Annotated in this window: 18 protein-coding genes and 1 tRNA gene; 11 read left to right on the top strand and 8 right to left on the bottom strand. The window is 66.8% G+C overall.

Features of this window, described 5'->3' with window-relative positions; translation table 11 throughout:
- Nucleotides 1-140: 140 nt before the first annotated feature.
- Together ACT54R_RS15335 and ACT54R_RS15330 are read right to left on the bottom strand one after the other, a co-directional pair.
- Entirely contained in the window at nt 141-743 is a 603-nt protein-coding gene (locus ACT54R_RS15335) for a hypothetical protein (protein WP_476327637.1), read from the bottom strand.
- Nucleotides 744-902: 159 nt separating this feature from the next.
- Nucleotides 903-2333, bottom strand: a complete 1431-nt coding sequence (locus ACT54R_RS15330; protein WP_476327635.1) for a DUF1254 domain-containing protein — start codon at nt 2331-2333, stop codon at nt 903-905.
- Nucleotides 2334-2454: 121 nt separating this feature from the next.
- On the opposite strand from ACT54R_RS15330, the gene ACT54R_RS15325 reads away from it, so the two are divergent.
- Nucleotides 2455-3471 carry a helix-turn-helix domain-containing protein gene (locus tag ACT54R_RS15325; protein WP_476327633.1) on the top strand — a complete coding sequence of 339 codons (1017 nt, stop codon included), beginning with the start codon at nt 2455-2457 and terminating at the stop codon, nt 3469-3471.
- 12 nt (nt 3472-3483) lie between these two features.
- On the opposite strand, the gene ACT54R_RS15320 is transcribed toward ACT54R_RS15325, so the two are convergent.
- The 6 genes from ACT54R_RS15320 to ACT54R_RS15295 form a co-directional block, all read right to left on the bottom strand.
- Nucleotides 3484-4446, bottom strand: coding sequence for a polysaccharide deacetylase family protein (locus ACT54R_RS15320; protein ID WP_476327631.1), 963 nt, complete (start codon nt 4444-4446; stop codon nt 3484-3486).
- A gap of 58 nt (nt 4447-4504) precedes the next feature.
- Nucleotides 4505-5602, bottom strand: a complete 1098-nt coding sequence (locus tag ACT54R_RS15315) for a hypothetical protein (protein WP_476327629.1) — start codon at nt 5600-5602, stop codon at nt 4505-4507.
- A 58-nt stretch (nt 5603-5660) separates the two neighbouring features.
- Nucleotides 5661-6275: an Isoquinoline 1-oxidoreductase subunit gene (locus ACT54R_RS15310; protein ID WP_476327627.1), complete on the bottom strand. Its 615-nt coding sequence runs from the start codon at nt 6273-6275 to the stop codon at nt 5661-5663.
- Nucleotides 6276-6285: 10 nt separating this feature from the next.
- Nucleotides 6286-6801, bottom strand: a complete 516-nt coding sequence (locus ACT54R_RS15305; protein ID WP_476327626.1) for a (2Fe-2S)-binding protein — start codon at nt 6799-6801, stop codon at nt 6286-6288.
- Nucleotides 6802-6814: 13 nt separating this feature from the next.
- The gene (locus ACT54R_RS15300; protein ID WP_476327624.1) at nt 6815-9586 is read right to left on the bottom strand and encodes a xanthine dehydrogenase family protein molybdopterin-binding subunit; all 2772 of its coding nucleotides are present in this window, start codon (nt 9584-9586) and stop codon (nt 6815-6817) included.
- A gap of 299 nt (nt 9587-9885) precedes the next feature.
- The gene (locus tag ACT54R_RS15295) at nt 9886-10722 is read right to left on the bottom strand and encodes a helix-turn-helix transcriptional regulator (RefSeq protein ID WP_476327622.1); all 837 of its coding nucleotides are present in this window, start codon (nt 10720-10722) and stop codon (nt 9886-9888) included.
- Between the two features lie 257 nt (nt 10723-10979).
- On the opposite strand from ACT54R_RS15295, the gene ACT54R_RS15290 reads away from it, so the two are divergent.
- The 10 genes from ACT54R_RS15290 to rplL all read left to right on the top strand — a co-directional run bounded on the left by ACT54R_RS15290 (nt 10980) and on the right by rplL (nt 18223).
- Nucleotides 10980-11756: a substrate-binding periplasmic protein gene (locus ACT54R_RS15290; RefSeq protein ID WP_476327620.1), complete on the top strand. Its 777-nt coding sequence runs from the start codon at nt 10980-10982 to the stop codon at nt 11754-11756.
- A gap of 173 nt (nt 11757-11929) precedes the next feature.
- Nucleotides 11930-13120, top strand: a complete 1191-nt coding sequence (tuf, locus tag ACT54R_RS15285; protein ID WP_229645841.1) for an elongation factor Tu — start codon at nt 11930-11932, stop codon at nt 13118-13120.
- A 243-nt stretch (nt 13121-13363) separates the two neighbouring features.
- The gene (locus tag ACT54R_RS15280) at nt 13364-13906 is read left to right on the top strand and encodes an AAA family ATPase (RefSeq protein WP_476327618.1); all 543 of its coding nucleotides are present in this window, start codon (nt 13364-13366) and stop codon (nt 13904-13906) included.
- Between the two features lie 178 nt (nt 13907-14084).
- Nucleotides 14085-14161: transfer RNA gene (locus ACT54R_RS15275), tRNA-Trp, on the top strand.
- Nucleotides 14162-14437: 276 nt separating this feature from the next.
- The gene (gene secE, locus ACT54R_RS15270; RefSeq protein WP_168456324.1) at nt 14438-14635 is read left to right on the top strand and encodes a preprotein translocase subunit SecE; all 198 of its coding nucleotides are present in this window, start codon (nt 14438-14440) and stop codon (nt 14633-14635) included.
- A 14-nt stretch (nt 14636-14649) separates the two neighbouring features.
- Nucleotides 14650-15180 (top strand): transcription termination/antitermination protein NusG, encoded by a 531-nt coding sequence (gene nusG / locus ACT54R_RS15265; RefSeq protein ID WP_029557789.1) that lies wholly within the window; start codon nt 14650-14652, stop codon nt 15178-15180.
- A gap of 179 nt (nt 15181-15359) precedes the next feature.
- Nucleotides 15360-15809 (top strand): 50S ribosomal protein L11, encoded by a 450-nt coding sequence (rplK, locus tag ACT54R_RS15260; protein WP_168456325.1) that lies wholly within the window; start codon nt 15360-15362, stop codon nt 15807-15809.
- A gap of 5 nt (nt 15810-15814) precedes the next feature.
- Nucleotides 15815-16513: a 50S ribosomal protein L1 gene (gene rplA / locus ACT54R_RS15255; protein WP_024279834.1), complete on the top strand. Its 699-nt coding sequence runs from the start codon at nt 15815-15817 to the stop codon at nt 16511-16513.
- 735 nt (nt 16514-17248) lie between these two features.
- Complete coding sequence (rplJ, locus tag ACT54R_RS15250; protein WP_168456326.1) at nt 17249-17767, top strand: 50S ribosomal protein L10; 519 nt, start codon at nt 17249-17251, stop codon at nt 17765-17767.
- 81 nt (nt 17768-17848) lie between these two features.
- Nucleotides 17849-18223, top strand: coding sequence for a 50S ribosomal protein L7/L12 (gene rplL / locus ACT54R_RS15245; protein ID WP_168456327.1), 375 nt, complete (start codon nt 17849-17851; stop codon nt 18221-18223).
- Nucleotides 18224-18302: the final 79 nt, after the last annotated feature.

Genomic DNA, 18302 nt, shown 5'->3' with positions numbered 1-18302 from the left:
TCCAAAACGAAAGCGGCCGTCAGGGGCGTTCGGAGCCCCTGACGGCCTGAGACCTCGCCTCGCTGCGCTCCGGCCCGGGGCCGTCATCGCACACCCCACCGAGGTCGAGGTCTCAATCGGTCAAACGATCGCGCGGACGATCACTGCAGCGCGTTGATCGCCAGGCCCTCCACGAAGGTGAACTTCGCATTGGTGCCCTGCTGCAGCGTCTGGAGGTCGCTGAGGACCTTGCCGTTGGCGGCCTTCAGGGTGCGCAGGTAGCCGTCGGGGCCCGGGAAGCTCACGGTGCCGGCGGCCGGATCGGTGGCGACGACGGGGGCGACGATGGTCACCTCGCGCAGGCCGAAGCCCTCGGGCAGGCCCGGCAGGCCGTCATTGACCACGACTTCGTTGATCACCGCGGGCTGCTCCTTGCCGGCCTTGGCGATGGCGGTAACCACGCCGGGCAGCTTGCGGATCAGCAGGCTCTGGCCATTGCGGAATGCGCGCAGGTCGCCGACCAGCGGCGGGGCGACGACGGCCCAGCGCTTGCCGGCCGGGGTCTCGAGCACGACATTGCGGGTCGCGGGGTCGGCGGAGACGAAGCGGACCTTGTAGGAGAGGATGGTGGCGCTGCCGAGGCCCGGCAAGGTCACGACGTCAATCGCCTCGGGCTTCGGCCCGTCGGGCGTCTGGGCGGCCGCCGGCAGGGCGGCGGCGAGGCTGGCGGCAACGATGGCCAGCTTCAGGGTGCGAAACGTCATATCGTCTTCCTTTTGGTAAATCCGGCAACCCAGCCGGGCCGATGGGAACTGCTCACGATTGCTCAATGATGCGCGCGAGACGACAGGTGACGCTGCTGCCACCGGTCGTCCTCGCGCATCGCCTGCGTTTGACCACTGCCGCTTGATGCGGCGGTGACATCAGGACGCCGTGACGGCGGGAATTTTCCAGCTTCCGTCGAGGATCGAAGGCTTTTTCGGGTTCGGCCAATACATGCGCAGCATGAGGACAAACGCGCCGGAGGGCGCCGGAAGCCAGTTGGATTCCTTGTCCGCGCCGGGCGAGTCGTGCTGGATGTAGAGATCGACCGAGCCGTCGGCATTCGTCTTGAGGTTCTGCCGAGCGCTGATCGAATAGCGGTTGAGCGGATTGGCGACGAAGAAGTAGTTCTCGTCATACATGGTCAGGGACCAGAAGCCCTTCACCGGCGGCAACTGTCCCTTGGGGAAGTGCATGACATACTTCTTCGAGCCGTCATACTTGCGCGCCAGCAGGCCGCCCCCGGACTTCAGCGAGGTCGGATAGACTGCATCCTCCGGCCGGTTGGCGCCGAGGCCGATGGCGGTGATGAGGGCGCGCTGGATGTAGTCCGTGCCGTAGATGCCGGTGGCGGTGGTGAAGCGCCAGCCGTTCACGTTCTTGATTTCGGGCCCGGTCACGAAGTGCAGCATGATGCGGTCGAAGCTGAACTTCGGCACCCGGTTGAGCACCGCGGGGTCGGCCGCCTTGGGATCGAAATCCTTGCCGGGCACGATGCCGATGGCGGCGAGCCGAGGCAGGATGGGCGCGTCGGCGGCGGCGGGCGGGTTGGTCTTGAGCAGGTCCGCCAGCAGCTTGAAATATTCAACGCCGCTCAGGCCGTTCACCTGGTCGCGCACCGCCGTCTTCATGTCGATGCCCGGGTCCACTGTACCAGCCGGCGGCGTGTAGTCCTTGCCCCAGGCGCTGAGGGGATAGATCTTGCAGGCGTCCTGTAGCGCATGAACCGCTGCGTAATCCTCCGGCGTGCCGGTGCAGTAGATGCGGCCGAGCAACCAGACGATGGACGTCGGCGACTTGTACTGGACGACGCCGGCCGGCAGCGTGCCCTTCCAGCCCGGGCCGGTGATGGCATAGGTTTGTGCGCCGGTGCCGGTGGTGCGCGTGCCGGGCACCTGGAATACGTCGGTCCAGCCGTCGAGCATGGGGAAGAGGAAGTAGCGTCCCTTCATGTCGGGGATGCTGACGATCCACGGCTCCTTGCCCACGTCGAGCCAGGCGGTGGTGTAGAGGGTGTCGGCGTTGGGGGCGGTGACGTCGCGAAAGCTCGCATCGGGATAGGACCGCATACGCACCAGCTGCCCCATGGGGGCTCGGGTGCCCTCCGGCGCGGCGATATTCGTCATGACCCGGCGCGTAATTTCCATGGTCACCAGCGGGTAGCCGTAGATATAGGCTTCCGATGCGGCACGCAGATCTTCGACGTCTGCAGTCAATTCATGGATCAAGCCCTCGGCTGCGGCAGGCCCCAAGGCGGCGCCAGCGCCGAGAACGCCAAGGCCCAAAGAAACTGAACGCCTCGAAACCGTCATGGCGAATCCCCCCGTGTCGAACAGCCGTCGCAAATCACCCCTCGCGCGGCGCGGCCGGACGCTATACGAAGCGAAAGCGTGACGTTTATCTTTTCGCGACAGCACACAATCAGGTGATGGCATGACGCATGTGCCGATGCAGAGGGTTGGGGGTCTATCGGGCGCGGCGGACCTGCTGCGCGAACTTGGCGCCGATCCCCGGGATACCTGCACCGGTCTGTCCTTCAATGCGGAAGAGCTGGAGCCGGATACCCTCATTCCTTACAGTGAAGGCCTGCAGTTCCTCGCCAATTGTGCGCGCGCGACCGGGTTTGAGCACTTCGGCCTCTTGCTCGGGACTCGCTACGACCATCTTTCGCTGGGCCGGATCGGGCGGCTGATGGATGCGAGCCCGACGCTGGGCGACGCGCTGCGCAGCTATGTTCAAGTCCAGATCGGCCTGTCGCGCGGCGCTTCTGTCTATTTCTATCCGTTGGGAGATGACGTTGTGCTGGGCTACGGCATCTACGCCCGGCATGATCCCGGCGCGCGCCAGGCCTATGGCTATGCGATGGGCTGTGGCGTCAACATCGTCCGGGCGCTGACCGGAAACCGGGGACGCATCGTCGAAGTGCTGCTCTGCCATCGCGCGCCGGCCGACCCGAGCCTCTTCGAGACCCTTCTCGGCGCGCGCGTGCGCTTCGATCAGTACCAGTCGTGCGTGGTCTTTCCCCGCGCCGACCTCCGGCTCCCCAATCCCGGCGCCGACGCGGCCCGCTACGAGGCATTCCTGGCGCAGCTCGCCTCCATGATGCACATCGATACGGCGGATTCGGCGGCGACGCTGCTGCACCAGATGAAGCCGCTTCTGATGCAGGACGCCTTCTCCCTTGAGGCCGTGGCACGGCGTCTCGATCTTCATCCCCGCACGCTCAACCGGCGCCTGCGGGAGACGGGATCATCCTTCGTCGCCATCCGCGCCGAGGTGCGTTTCCGCGCCGCGCAGGAGTTGCTCGCGCTGACCGACCTGCCGGTGGGCGATATCGCGCTCGCCCTGTCCTTCTCCGCGCACAGCAATTTCGTGCGTGCCTTCGGTCGCTGGGCGGGGATGACACCGACCCAGTGGCGCGCGGGATTGACGAGTCGGGCTGCCGTCTGAGGGGAGGGCGGTTCAGAAGGGCTGCCCGGCGGCCCGCATCAGGGCGTCCGTGTCGCCCAGCCAGACCTGGTCCTCGGCCTTGAGCGCCTCCAGCACCCGCCGAAGGGCGGCAGCACCGGCCGGCGTACCGACGACGAAGGGGTGGATGCCGATGGCGACCACGGTCGCCGGCCGGGCCGGATCGGCCTTCGCCTCGCGCGCCAGCTCGCGCACATAATCGATCCAGAGCCGCGCGAGGTCGTCGGCTTCCTTGAAGCGGGAGAGATACTGGCCCATGTCCACCACGCTGGGCGGGTAGGGCACCAGCACCAGCGGTGTGGGCTTGGTGTCGAGCCGCGCCAGCACGTCGGAATCCATGCCGTCGAGGGTGTAGCGGATGCCTTCGGCGGCGGTCGCCTCGAACGTCTGCGCATCTGGATAGACGCTCGGGCTGGACCAGCCGTTGGAGCGCACGCCCGTGTCCGCCTCGATCATGTCGAGCGTCCTGCGGATATAGGCCCGCTGCGCCGCAGGCCCCTCAGACAGGGGCAGAAGATCAGTGGAATTGTTCAGCCCGTGGGCGATGATCGGCGCAGATGGAACAAGCGCCCGAAGTGCCGACCACACCTGCGGCTGCGCTTTCGGGAACTGGGCGTTGAGCGCGAGGCTCAGGGGAACGCCCATCTCCTTGAACAGCCGGCCGGTGCGGGGCAGGCCAAAATTGATCGCATATTGCCGAAAACCCTCATCCACCAGATCGGGCGTGCGCCCGGTCATGTCCGGGCGGAAGTTCGGGCCCTGTCCGTGCCCCCACGTCTCCACGTAAAGGACGAACAACACGGCGACTTTCCTGCCGCCCGGCCATGCGGCGACGGGAATGTCCTGCCGTGGCAGGCCGGTGATCCAGTCCGTGCTTGCCGCCTCGCCCGCCGACCCGCGGGCGGGTGTGAGTGCCGCGACGGCGGCGAGGAGGAGGGCGAAGATCGGTGCGCGCATGTCTCACCTTCCTGTGTGGATGGCCCCGGGCACGGGCATTCCGTGCCCGGGGCGCCGCTCAATGGAGATCGTCGAGGGACGCTGCGCCCGATCCGCCGGAGATCAGCGCCGGCCATTGCTTCGAGCCGAACGGAACCTGCGGTGGCAGGAACGGCTCCTGACCGCGCGCCTTCATCTCCGCGATGATGGCCTTGCGGGCGTCGCCCCCCATCAGTTCGTAGTCCATCAGCCGGTCGTTATTGAAAAACAGCCCGCCCACCGAGCGGTCGGAGATGATACGCACCACGGCGGTGAGCATGTCCTCCGGCGTGGTGGTGAAGGAGACGGTCTCGATCAGGAACAGGCGGTCGTTGATGGCCTTCTCGCCGAAGTATTGCGCGAGAACGCTGTAGAGCACGTTGTTCTGGCGCGCCACATAGATGGTATTGCTGGCGCCATAGACCTGATCGAAGCTGCCGCCCAGCTCCTTCTTCCAACCGTCCAGCACGCCCATCCAGTGCTTCACCTGCGTCTGGGCCGCCCAGGCGATGGCGTTGCGCAGGACAGGCGCCTGCGTCTTGGCATAGGCCTGCACGGCATCGAGGGTGACGACACCCTTGGCGAGGCTGTCCTCCATGAAGGCGATGTTGTTCTCAAGGATGGCACGGGAATTGGCGCGCCAAGCATCGGGCATCTCCGCCGCGCCGATCGTCTCCAGCGCGCTCTTCATCTCGCTCAGATAGGCACGCATGGGCGCGACCCAGGAAGTGTCGGTCGGCGTGTCCACATAGGGCAGCACGACCTCGGAGATGGCCATGGCGCTGTGGCCCAGCGATTTCATCACCTGATAGGCCTTCGGCACGGACGGCGCCTCCAGCGGCGGCTGGCCGGGCCGGTAGAGGATCATGCGCCCGCCCGCGCCCGAGAACAGCGCCAGAATGACCGGATGGTTGGCGAGGATGTTGCGGCGGAAGGCGGCGCCGGCGTTCTCGTAGAGTGAGAACATGGTGGTGTTGAGCTGGAGGACGTTGCGGGTGGCGAGATCCTGTGCGGAGGGTGGCTGCGGCGGTCCGGCAATGGGCTTGAGATAGGCCGGTGGCTCGGCCGCCAGGGCGCCGGGTAGCGGCATTGCGGCGAGCGCGGCCGCCACGGCCAATCCGACTGGAAGGTATTTCATCGTTTCCTCCTCCATATGCTCTTTGCGCGGGCCGCTTTGGCAGACCGTCCGGGGCAGATCATTCGGGGCAGGCGGCGCCGCTCTCGACCCACGCTTTGACCAGGGATTTCGCTTCCCGTTGCGAGCCCGGTGCTGGTGTCCGCGTGCCGCCCGGATGCCAGGCCCAGCCGACCAGCGTGTCGTCGCCGATATGCGTGACGAGATCGGCGAGAGACCGACCGCCGTTGCGGCGCGGGTCCTTGATCTGGTTGCAGATTTCGGCCGGGCTCTTGCCCTCCCAGGCCATTTCGGCGGGCGCGAGATGCCATTCGGGATGGCCGGGGACGCCGGCGGGTGCGTAATTCTCGCCGCGATGGCAGATGCCGCACCTGAGGCTCGCGGTGCCGAACCCGTCGGCGCCGCGTGTCACCGGCGGCTGGTGAAGACGTGCTGCGTCCCCCTGCCGTGGCCGATCAGTGGCGGGGTGGCAATTGGTGCAGCGCGGATGGGTGAGCACCTTGCTCAACTCGCTGAAATACGCCGCCGAGCGTTGCGCCGGATCGGCGATCGCGGCGAAGGCTTCTGGGGGCGCCAGCGTTTTGGCAGGTGCGGAAAGCGCGATCCCGGCCGCCGCCAGCAGCCCGGCGAGGGCCACCGCGGGCAGGATCGTTGCGAGGCGCCTGTCGAACAGCATCGAAAGCCCCTCAGGTCAGGAAGCGCTTGGGGTCGGAGAGCACAACATCGCGCACCGCCTGGTGGTATTTGACGTAGCCGGAGCAGCGGCACAGATGGCCGTCGAGGGCCTCGGCGATGGTGCGCTCCAGATCAGCCCGTGGAATGGGGGCCCGTTCCAGCCGCTCCAGCAGCACCTGCCCCTCGTTGAGGAAGCCGGGGGTGCAATAGCCGCACTGGAAAGCGAAGTGGGCGACAAAGCTCTTCTGCAGGGGCGTCAGCTCGCCATTCTTCGCGTGGCCTTCGACTGTGCGGATGGCGAGCTTGTCGAAGTCGGTGGCGGGCGCGATGCAGGTGGGGGTGGTGGAGCTGGTGCCGTCCGCATGATCCACGATGACCGCGCAACTGAGGCATTGGGCGGCGCCGCAGCCGAACTTGGTGCCGGTCATGCCCAGCACTTCCCGCAGGAAGTCGTTCATGCTCAAGCTCTCGCGGACCTCGACGGGTCCGTGGCTGCGACCGTTGATGGTGAGCGAGACCGGGGGCAACGGGCGTCTCCCTTCACAGCACCCGCCGGACATCGTCCGGCGTGACGGGCAAGGCACGGAAACGATGGCCGGTGGCATCGTGGATGGCGTTGAGGATGGCGGGCACCACCGGGATCATGACCACCTCGGCCATGCCCTTGGGCGGCTCGTTCGGCGCAACGCGTGGCAAGACTTCCACCTCCAGCGCGTGGAGGGGCAGATCGGAGCCGCGCGCGACCACATAGTCGCCGAGGTTCCAGCGGCCATTGCCGGGTCCGTTTTCGAACGGCGGCAGGGTTTCGAGCAAGGCGTAGCCGAGGCCCATGGCGAAGCCGCCCTGCGCCTGGCCGACCACCACCTCAGGCGTGAGCACCTCGCCGCATTCCAGCACGCTGTACGCCTGCGACACCCGCACGGCGCCGCTCGCCTTCTGGATCTCGACTTTGACCAGCGTGCCGCAGCTCGATGTGAACGAGGTGCCGATCCGGTTGTAGCTCGCCGGCGGGAAGGCGATGAAGCTGCGGTCCAGCACCTTGAATGCGCCACCGCCGCGCCGCACCGCGAGCGCATCGAGGTCGACCACCCAGTCGAACCCGTCCAGCGGAAAGGCGGCCTGCGCCCATGCCCAGCGGGAGAAGGCGTGGGCCATGGCGCCGGTGAGGCCGCCCATCTCGTGGGCACGGGCGGCCACCTTCTCCTGCTTCAGCGGCGGCAGGCCGGAGAGGATGAGCACGTCCTCGTGCCAGAACGCTTCCTGCCAGAGGAAGCGGCGCGGATCGTCCTGGCCGATGCCCCACAGGCTGAGCGCCGCCGGCCACAGGCCGAAGCGAAAGATGAGGCGCGCCGCCTCGGCCGCGGCCTGGGTGCCCACATGGGCACCGATGGAGGCGCTGGTGGCCGAGCTGATGGCCGGCACCCAGCGCGGATTGCGGGCGGCCTCATCCTGCTCCTTCTGCGTGATGGTATATGGATCGCCGGAGGTCACGAGCCCGAGTTCATCGAACGCATCGATGCGGGCGACGGAGACCGCGTCCGCCCGCCGCCCCAGCAGCCCCGCCACGCGGTTCGCCACCGCTGTGCCGATGCCGTTGCCCATCTCCACCGCGTCGCAATAGATGTGTATGCGCCCCTGCGGATCGATCTCCACCCGGCCGAGGGAGCAGTCCGCCCCAGTCCCGTAGTCCTTCGCGCAGACCGCGACACCGGTGCCGACCAGCGTTCCGCCCGGTGCCGCCTTCCGCGCGGCATCACGGCCCCGCCACAGGGCGTGGCCTTCGAGCTTGTCGAGGATCTCCGGCGTGCGGATCGAGACGGTCCACGGATTGCCGGTCATGGTGAGATCGCCGGCCTTCAGCAGATTTCGCCGCCGCAGGGCGATCGGGTCCATCGACAGCGCTTGCGCCGCCTCGTCCACCAGCGTCTCAAGCGCGGTGGTGGTCTGGAGCACACCGTAGCCGCGCATGGACCCGGCCGTGACGCCGCGGGTGTGTTCGGCAAGGGTGGTCACATCCACCTTCGGAATGTCGTAGATGCCAATGGCGGAGGTGGCCGAAACGGCGGCGACACTGGCCGAGTAATTGGCGAGGCCACCGCCGTCGAGGATGTGGTCGGCTGCAAACGCCTGCATCCGCCCCGTGGCACGGTCGAACGCCACCTGCGTGTGCATGTCGAAGGCGTGGCGCTTGATGCCGCCCTGGAACTGCTGGAACCGGTCATGGGCGAGGCGGATGGGCCGTCCCGGAAGGAACAAGGCGGCCAGCGCCACGTAGAGCGGGAACGGAGTATGGTCACGGCCGCCGAACCCGCCACCCAAATGGGCGAAATGGCTCTCGATCCGCTCGGGGCGGAACCCCGTGGTCGCCTCCCCCAGAAGGTGGGCCAGCTCCTCGTTCGCCTCCAGCGGCGACTGGACGCCGATCACCAGCCTGAGCGCCTTCGCCTGCGGATCGTACCAGGCGAGGCCGCCCTCCGGTTCCAGGAACATGGGGTCCACGGACTGAGTGCGGAAGCGCTGGTCCAGCACCAGCATGCCCGGCCCGCCGGCGGCGATGAGGGCACGGATGGCCTCGCCATGGATGGCGCCCTTCTTGTATTGCCCGCCGTCCTCGGTGGGCAGCGGGCGCCAGATGGGCCGGCCGCCGGGCTCGAAGACGCCGGGGCTGATCCAGCCCTCGATCAGCGGCGAATAGACATCCGGCGCGCCGGGCGTGTCGCCGGCCACACGGGTGAAGCGCAGGGCCGCGTAGTTCGGTTGCGCCACGGGGCCGGTCTCGGTGCCGAAGCGGGCGGGATTCTTCTCGCGCAGGATCAATCGCGCCCGGTCATAGGCGTCGAAGCTCTCGAACAAGAGCAGCGCCAGCGGCTGGCCGAGATAAAGCGGCGTCTTGCCCGCCGGGCAGAGCAGGTCGCCGGCATAGAAGGGCGGCACGCGGATCCCGGCGCGCTCCAGATCCTGCGCCGTCACGATCTGCGTCGGCCGGGCGCCGGTCTCCAGAGCGGAGAAATCGAGGCCCGTGAAGACATGGGTGGCGTCGGCGGCACGCAGCAGCAGGGCATGGGCGGTCGTCGCCGGCCAGCCCTCCATGTCCGCCGCGCGGAAATCCGATGCGTAGAGCTTGGCGCCCGTCACCTTGGCAAAGGCGTCGATCCGCCCAGCCGCGGAGCCGGAAAGGCGGGACGCGACCGTGCCGGGGAGCGTCTGGCTCGCGTTGAAGCCGGCGGCCCGCCCCGTACCAATGCGGCTCATGGCCAGCGTGATCCCACTGGCGGCCACCCAGGTCACGAACTCACGCCGCGATGGACGCATGTCTTTTCTTCCCCGGGACAAGTAAATAAGCAACGTATCAGCAATTTATCGCTGCTGCTACGCTGTATAAATAATCAAAATTCGACGATAACGGTATGATGTAACTATAAAAGCAAGCGTTCAATTTGAATTGAACGTGCAGGACTGCGTGCTCCCACCGGAGGCACGTGCTGGCGCGCGAAACGGTCTGCGCTCAACACCGGCGTCCCGCCGACGCTGAAGCTTGAATCCCTGCATACCAAACACGCCGGACCTCTTCCTATTCCCTCATTTGAGGGATGGGGCCGGAACTGCGGTCGTCAGCCCGCTTCCTGCGCGGCCGGCCGGCGGTCGCCGCCGTCGCCCATCTGGAACCGCCTCAGCAAAGTGGCGTGCGAGCGGACGCCGAAGTGGCGATAGACCGCCCTCTGGTATTGCGCGACGGTGTATTCGGACAGGTTGAGGCCGACGGCGATTTCCTTGCGCGTGCGGCCGTCGAGCAGGAGGTTCAGCACCAGGCGCAGCCGGGGAGAGAGGCGGGGCACGCTGGCGCCGCGGTCGCTCGGCCATCCCTGCTCGTGCAGCCAGGGCAACTCGCTGAGGAGAATGTGGGCGATCCGCGCCTCCCGCTCGGAAAACGGAGCGGCTTCCCGGCGCCGGAAGATGGAGATGGTGCTCACGGCGCGTTCGTCGATGGGGCGCAGCGAGAAGATGAAGGGGCCGATATCCGCGTCAGCCAGGTGGTTGCCGACGCCCGATGCCACGAAGGTGGCTTCCTCCACGATCTGCTGGCGCGTCCGCGTGACATGGGCGTTGCACGCGCGCATCTCGCCGAGCAGTTTTGCCGACGTCCAGGCCATGTCTGGATGGGCGGCGGCGAGCAGGAGGCGGCCATAGCGCGCCTCGTCGAAGCCGCCATGGGCCATTCCCAGATAGACCGGTTGCGCGCCCGGCTCCGCGAAGCAGCCGAGGCTCCAGGTCCATGCGTCGGCGCCGACCAGCGTCGAGATGCCGTCTATGAGTTGCCGCTTCACGCAGGAGAAGTCCGCGCGCGAGACGATGACATCGCCCAGCAGCCTTACAATATCGCGCACGTCGGACGCGGACAGCAGGTCGTCCGGCGCGCAGGAAAGAGGAGAACTGGATAGAGGGGACATGTCAGGGCTCATGTCGCACCCGTGCTGGCGGTGGGCCCCTGCATTTCCTTGAGGTCAGCAAAGACCGTCGCACTGTGACGGTTCGCGGACGCAGGGGCAAGGCGCCAGCGTGGCGGCGATCTCTCGCGCCTGTCGATACCGCCGCATTGCGCGTTCGGCCGGCTCGACTATTGTCCCGGCACAGCTTTGGGGAGACGTGCGTGCGGGCAGCTCGACGTGGGGCCGTCGGTTTTGCGGCCGGGATGATTCTGGCGGCTATGGCCGTGCCGCCGCTCGCAGCCGCGCCGGTCGAAACGCTGGCGGCCGGCACGCTTTCGGTCTGCATGTTCGCCACCTTCCCGCCCTTCGTCGGCAAGTCCGACGCCGGCGTCTGGGAGGGATGGGACGTGGACTATCTGAAGGCCTTCGCCGCGACACAGGGGCTCCGGTTCCAACCAGTGGAGGTGGCGGATTTCGACGGGCTGTGGACACGCCCCGGCGCCGACGCCTGCGACATCGCCGCCTCGGGCATCGCCGACCTCGCCACGCGCCGGCAAGAGACGGGCGCGGCGGGCGTGTGGTCCAATCACTATTATTTCGTGCTGCGCGCCTTCGGCGTGCGCAAGGCCGACGCCGGGAAGCTGACACGTGCGGCCGACCTTGCCGGGCGGACCATCATGGTCATCGCCGGCTCGACGGCGGATGTCGATGCCCGCAGCCGCATCGCGCACGATCAAATCGCCAACGTGACCATCATCGGCACATCGGACGATGTGGAAAATGCCCGCCGGGTCCGTGACGCGGGGGAGGGAGAAGGCCCGTTCGCCTTCGGCTCGGGGCTCGGCACCGTTCAGTACCTGTCGCAGAAGATGGGCCTCGTCCCGGTCTGGCCGCACTGCATGATGACGCCGGACGGAAAGGTGCGGAACGAGCCGTTCTCGTTCATCGTCCGCGCGAAATCGACGGGCGTTGCTGACGCGCTGAACGCCTTCATCGCCGCGACGCCTTATGGCGTCGGGCGTGGCTCTGAGGCTTGTCCCGGCGAAGGTGGATAGGCGGGGAGGGAGGCGCACCGCGGCCTTGCCGGACCGGCTTTCGCGCGTGCGCGCGCGAGCGGACGGTTTGCGCGCGATTGTCCCGCCTCTTGCATCCGCTTCTGAAACCCCCTATCCCACGGCGGATTTTTCGGCGGCCCGCGCGGGGCGCTGACCGAGAGTGAGAGAGAGAAATGGCCAAAGAGAAGTTCAACCGCTCGAAGCCGCACTGCAACATCGGCACGATCGGTCACGTTGATCACGGCAAGACGTCTCTGACGGCTGCGATCACGAAGATCCTTGCGGAGTCTGGCGGCGCGACGTTCACGGCGTACGACCAGATCGACAAGGCGCCGGAAGAGAAGGCGCGCGGCATCACGATCTCGACCGCTCACGTTGAGTACGAGACCAACAACCGCCACTACGCGCACGTCGACTGCCCCGGGCACGCCGACTATGTGAAGAACATGATCACCGGCGCGGCGCAGATGGACGGCGCGATCCTGGTGGTTTCGGCGGCCGACGGCCCGATGCCGCAGACCCGTGAGCACATCCTGCTCGCCCGTCAGGTCGGCGTGCCGGCGCTGGTGGTGTTCCTGAACAAGTGCGACATGGTCGACGATCCCGAGCTGCTCGAGCTCGTGGAGATGGAGGTGCGTGAGCTCCTCTCGAAGTACGACTTCCCCGGCGACGACATCCCGATCATCCGCGGCTCGGCGCTGGTTGCGCTCGAGAACGGCGATCCGGCGCTCGGCCGCGACGCGGTGCTGAAGCTGATGGAGGCGGTCGACGCCTACATCCCGCAGCCCGAGCGTCCCATCGACCTGCCGTTCCTGATGCCGATCGAAGACGTGTTCTCGATCTCCGGCCGTGGCACCGTGGTGACCGGCCGTGTCGAGCGCGGCATCATCAAGGTCGGCGAAGAAGTCGAGATCGTCGGCATCCGTCCGACCGTCAAGACGACCGTCACCGGCGTCGAGATGTTCCGCAAGCTGCTCGACCAGGGCCAGGCCGGCGACAACGTCGGCATCCTGCTGCGCGGCACCAAGCGCGAGGACGTGGAGCGTGGCCAGGTCGTGTGTAAGCCGGGTTCGGTGAAGCCGCACACCAAGTTCAAGGCTGAGGCCTACATCCTGACGAAGGAAGAGGGTGGCCGTCACACCCCCTTCTTCACCAACTACCGCCCGCAGTTCTACTTCCGCACGACGGACGTGACCGGCGTGTGCACGCTGCCCGAAGGCACCGAAATGGTGATGCCGGGCGACAACGTGTCGATGGACGTGCACCTGATCGTTCCGATCGCCATGGAGGAGAAGCTGCGCTTCGCCATCCGTGAAGGCGGCCGCACCGTCGGCGCCGGCGTCGTCGCCGCCATCATCGAGTGATCGCGCTTTCGGACCTCGCGTCCGCAGCGTGACGGAACAGGGCGGCGCCTCCGGGCGCCGCCTTTTTCTTTTGGCCCGTCCCGAATCCCGCACACCCCGCAGATCGATGATGCCTCCCACTGTCCCGGTGGCTTGCGCTCCCTGTTCGCGCCGGGCATCCTGCGTGGGCTCCCCTTTTGACGTAGCCATGCGCGGCGCGTCCGGGTGCATCCCCAAAACTCGACAATGCAGAGGCAGGCGGCCATGGCGCGCGGCTCTACACGCTTGATCGTGCTCACGGGCGGTCCGGGTTCAGGCAAGAGCACGCTGTTGGATGCTCTTGCGACCGCCGGACGTTCCATCGCGCCGGAGGCGGGCCGGGCCGTCATCCGGCAGCAGATGGCCATTGACGGTCCAGCCCTCCCGTGGCGGGACCGGGCGGCGTTCGCCGAGGCGATGCTCGCCTGGGACCTGCGTTCCTACGAGGAGCAGGAAGGGCGGGCCGGCCCGGTCTTCTTTGACCGCGGCATTCCAGACGTGGCTGGATACCTTTCGCTTTGCGGCCTGCCCATTCCTCGGCACATCAGCCGGGCTTGCGCGGTGTTCAGATACGATTCCCTCGTGTTCGTTGCCCCGCCATGGCGCGAAATCTACGCAAACGATGCCGAGCGTCGGCAGGACTGGGACGAAGCCGTGCGTACCCATGCGGTCATGGTCGACACCTATCGCAGCCTCGGCTACGAGACGGTGGAGCTGCCACGGACAGACGTGGCGGCACGAGCGGCCTTCATCCTCGATCACCTCTAGCCGCGCCTTTGCGGTGGACAGGCTTGTTCGCGCGCCCGTCCCCCTTTACAGCCGCGTGGCATCCCACTAAACACACCCGGCCGATGCGCTGGGTCACTTCCCGGCGCGGCGGAGTCTACCCTCGAGGCAGGACAATCGCTGAAAAGCTGATTCTGCCGGGCTTCGGGGCGCAGGCCTTAGGAGTGTAGCTCAACTGGTTAGAGCACCGGTCTCCAAAACCGGGGGTTGGGGGTTCGAGTCCCTCCACTCCTGCCATCTTCGGGATGCCCTCGATCCGGGCTGATGCGGGATGGCAGGTCAGGCGAGACGACGACGCCGGAATGGCACGGCTTGAAGGCGCGTTTCGGACAGCCCATATCAGGCGCGGTCCGGCCCCGCCGAAGGCACGCCCGCAGCAGCGTCTCGCGAGAGCCGAAGCCGGCGGGAAGAGGATTTGAGCGGCATGTGCCGCATCCGCGTCATCGGAAGGTCCGGTGCGTGGCAACCGGCGGCGCGGGAACGGGCGGCAACAGGAACGGACGGCGAGACGCCATGGCGAAGAACAGCCCGATGGAGTTCTATCAGCAGGTCCGCGCGGAAACGGCCAAGGTCACCTGGCCCACCCGCCGCGAGACGCTGATCACCACCGCCATGGTGTTCGTGATGGTCTTCCTGGCCTCCATCTTCTTCCTCGTCTCCGACCAGGTCATCCGGTTCGGCGTCTCCACGCTGCTGACCCTCGGGCACTGAGGCGGGAGGCCCACATGGCGAAGCGCTGGTACATCGTTCACGCTTATTCCAACTTCGAGAAGAAGGTGGCCGACTCGATCCGCGAGCAGGCTGACCAGCGTGGCCTGACCGACCTGTTCGAGCAGATCCTCGTCCCCACCGAGAAGGTGGTCGAGGTGCGCCGCGGCCGGAAGGTCGACACCGAGCGCAAGTTTTTCCCCGGCTACGTGCTGGTGAAGATGGACCTCACCGACGAGGCCTTCCATCTCATCAAGAACACGCCGAAGGTCACCGGCTTCCTGGGCGCCGACAACAAGCCCATGCCGATCTCCGAATCGGAGGCCATGCGCATCCTGCAGCAGGTGCAGGAGGGCATCGAGCGTCCGAAGCCGTCGATTTCTTATGAGGTCGGCGAGACGGTGAAGGTATCGGACGGCCCGTTCGCCTCCTTCAACGGCATCGTGGAAGAGGTCGACGACAGTCGCTCGCGCCTGAAGGTGGCGGTGTCCATCTTTGGCCGCGCGACGCCGGTGGAACTCGAATTCGGTCAGGTCGAGAAGGTCTGACCGGAGCGGGCCGTTTCTCCCTCGTGGGGCAATGGTCCGAAGTCTGGCGCGCCGCCTGAGGGTCGCACGCCGGCGTGGGAGGGGAGGGGGCGTCTCGCCAAGCGCCCTTTTGATCCGCACCACGCAATCCCGCCCGCCGCTCCCTCACCGGACGGCGGCGATTTTTGGGAGTTGTTGAAATGGCGAAGAAAATTACCGGTTACGTCAAGCTGCAGGTGCCCGCCGGCAGCGCCAATCCGGCCCCGCCGATTGGTCCCGCGCTCGGTCAGCGCGGCCTGAACATCATGGAATTCTGCAAGGCGTTCAACGCCCAGACCGCGCAGCTCGAAAAGGGCATGCCGATCCCGGTGGTGATCACGGCCTATCAGGACCGCTCCTTCACCTTCGAGCTGAAGACCCCCCCGGTCTCCTACTTCCTCAAGAAGGCCGCCGGTCTCGAGACGAAGAAGAAGCCCGGCTCGGGCTCGAAGACGCCCGGCAAGGGCGCCTTCGTCGGCAAGGTCACGCGCGCCCAGCTCGCGGAGATCGCCGAGAAGAAGATGAAGGATCTGAACTGCGATACCGTTGAGGCCGCCGTCCAGATGATCGAAGGTTCGGCCCGGTCCATGGGCCTGCAGGTTCAGGGGTGAGCGCCATGGCGAAGGAAGGCAAGCGCATCCGCGCCATCAACGAGGGCATCGACCGTAACAAGCTGTACGGCCTCGACGACGCCCTCAAGCTCCTCAAGGAGCGCACCACCGCCAAGTTCGACGAGACCATCGAGGTCGCGCTGAACCTCGGTGTGGATCCCCGTCATGCCGACCAGATGGTCCGTGGCGTGTGCAACCTGCCCAACGGCTCGGGCCGTACCGTGCGCGTGGCGGTGTTCGCCCGTGGCGCCAAGGCCGACGAGGCCAAGGCAGCGGGCGCCGACATCGTGGGCGCCGAGGACCTCCTGGAGACCATCCAGGGCGGCACCATCGAGTTCGATCGCTGCATCGCGACCCCGGACCTGATGCCCCTCGTCGGTCGTCTCGGCAAGGTGCTCGGCCCGCGCGGCCTGATGCCCAATCCGAAGGTTGGCACCGTGACCATGGACGTGAAGGGCGCCGTCGCCGCCGCCAAGGGCGGCGCGGTGGAGTTCCGCGTCGAGAAGGCAGGCATCATCCACGGCGGCATCGGCAAGGCCTCGTTCCCGGCCGACAAGCTGGCCGAGAACATCCGCGCCTTCGTGGATGCGGTGGTGAAGGCCAAGCCCGCGGGCGCCAAGGGCACCTACCTGCAGCGCGTGGCGGTTTCCTCCACCATGGGCCCGGGCATCAAGGTGGAGCCGTCCACCGTGCTCACCGCCTGATCGGCAGAGGTCAAGCTTCAGGAAAGGCCGGGCCGCAGGGTCCGGCCTTTTCCGTTTTGATCACGCATTCGTGTGAGGCCGTGACCTTCCCATGCTGCATGGCAGACGGGCGGTTGCCATATGCAAAAAGTGCGCAACGATGGTGATCGGGGCGTGACAAGGCTGGCACCAGCCTTTATATGGGCTGTTTCCGGGTGGCTCGCCGCCCGGATCAGGTATTGTGGCTTTCGCCCTTGACCGGGTGGAAGGGCTGGGAGGGTTCGCCCGCCCGGCCTTGTCGTCTGTCAGGCGTTCGGGTGGCTCCCTCGGGAGCTTTCGGGCGAACCAGCAGGCAAAGTCCTGTCCGAGACTGCCGGTGCCGAGGTGCCGGCCTGATGGAGATGCGCCCCGAAAGGGATGTTCGCTCAATCCGGCCGAGGATCAAGGCTTAATTCCCGACATCCGCCCTAACGGGTGGTTAATGGGGAGCCAGCATAGACGGGGAAGACCGGAATTTGCCCTCCGCCCGGCGCTGAGTCGGCGGAGATGAAGATCGGTTCGGAACCAGCGCCTTGCGCTTCGCGACACGGTTTTCCGTGCCGGGGCAATAGGGGACAGGGCATGAGAGCGTCGCGGATCGCGGCCTTCCATGTCGTCAGACAGGTTGGCCGCAGGACGCGGCAAGGCGCAACCGGCGGGACTGGATGCCTCCCTTGGGAGGCGGATGGTGCCGCCAAGGCTTAAAGAGAGCCAGACGTGGATCGAGCGGAAAAACAAGAGCTCGTCACGACGCTCACGGAAGTGTTCAAGACCACTTCCGTCGTCGTGGTCGCCCACTATTCCGGCCTCACCGTGGCCCAGATGTCGAAGCTCCGTCGACAGATGAAGGCCGAGGGTGCGACCGTGAAGGTGGCCAAGAACCGCCTCGCCAAAATCGCTCTGGAAGGCTCCGACGTCGCCCATGTGGCGTCCCTGCTGAAGGGACCCACCGTGATCGCCTATTCCAGCGATCCGGTGGCGGCGCCGAAGGTTGCCGTCGAGTTCGCCAAGGCCAACGACAAGTTCGTGATCCTCGGCGGCGCGATGGGCAAGACGGCCCTTAACGTGGACGGTGTGAAGGCGCTTGCCACACTCCCGTCCCTGGACGAACTGCGTGCCAAGCTCGTCGGCCTTATCCAGGCCCCGGCGACCAAGATTGCGCAGCTCACCACGGCACCGGCGGCCAAGCTCGCCCGCGTGTTCGGGGCCTATGCCAAGCAGGACGAAGCAGCGTGAGGCCGCGGCCGCGGGGGATCACGCATCCCGGCGGCCTGATCTCGCAATTCCAAAATCCGAACCTATCTTAAGGAATATCCCATGGCTGACCTGACCAAGCTCGTCGACGAGCTGTCCTCCCTCACCGTGCTCGAGGCCGCCGAGCTGGCGAAGCTCCTCGAGGAGAAGTGGGGCGTTTCCGCCGCCGCCGCCGTGGCCGTGGCCGCTGCCCCGGCCGGCGCTGCCGCCGCTGCGGTGGAAGAGCAGACCGAGTTCACCGTTGTCCTGGCTTCCGCCGGCGACAAGAAGATCGAGGTCATCAAGGAAGTCCGCGCCATCACCGGCCTCGGCCTCAAGGAAGCCAAGGACCTGGTGGAAGGCGCTCCGAAGCCCGTCAAGGAAGGCGTGGCCAAGGACGAGGCCGAGAAGCTCAAGGCCCAGCTCGAGAAGGCTGGCGCCAAGGTCGAGCTCAAGTGAGCCTTTGACGTTTCGGGTCCCGGCCTCGTGCCGGGACCCGTTCCATAGCCGGCCTCAGGGCCGGAGAGGGAGAGAGACG

The organism is Xanthobacter sp. DMC47 (assembly GCF_056313845.1).
Note: the sequence above shows the minus strand (reverse complement) of the source record. Positions and strands in the feature narration are given on the sequence as shown.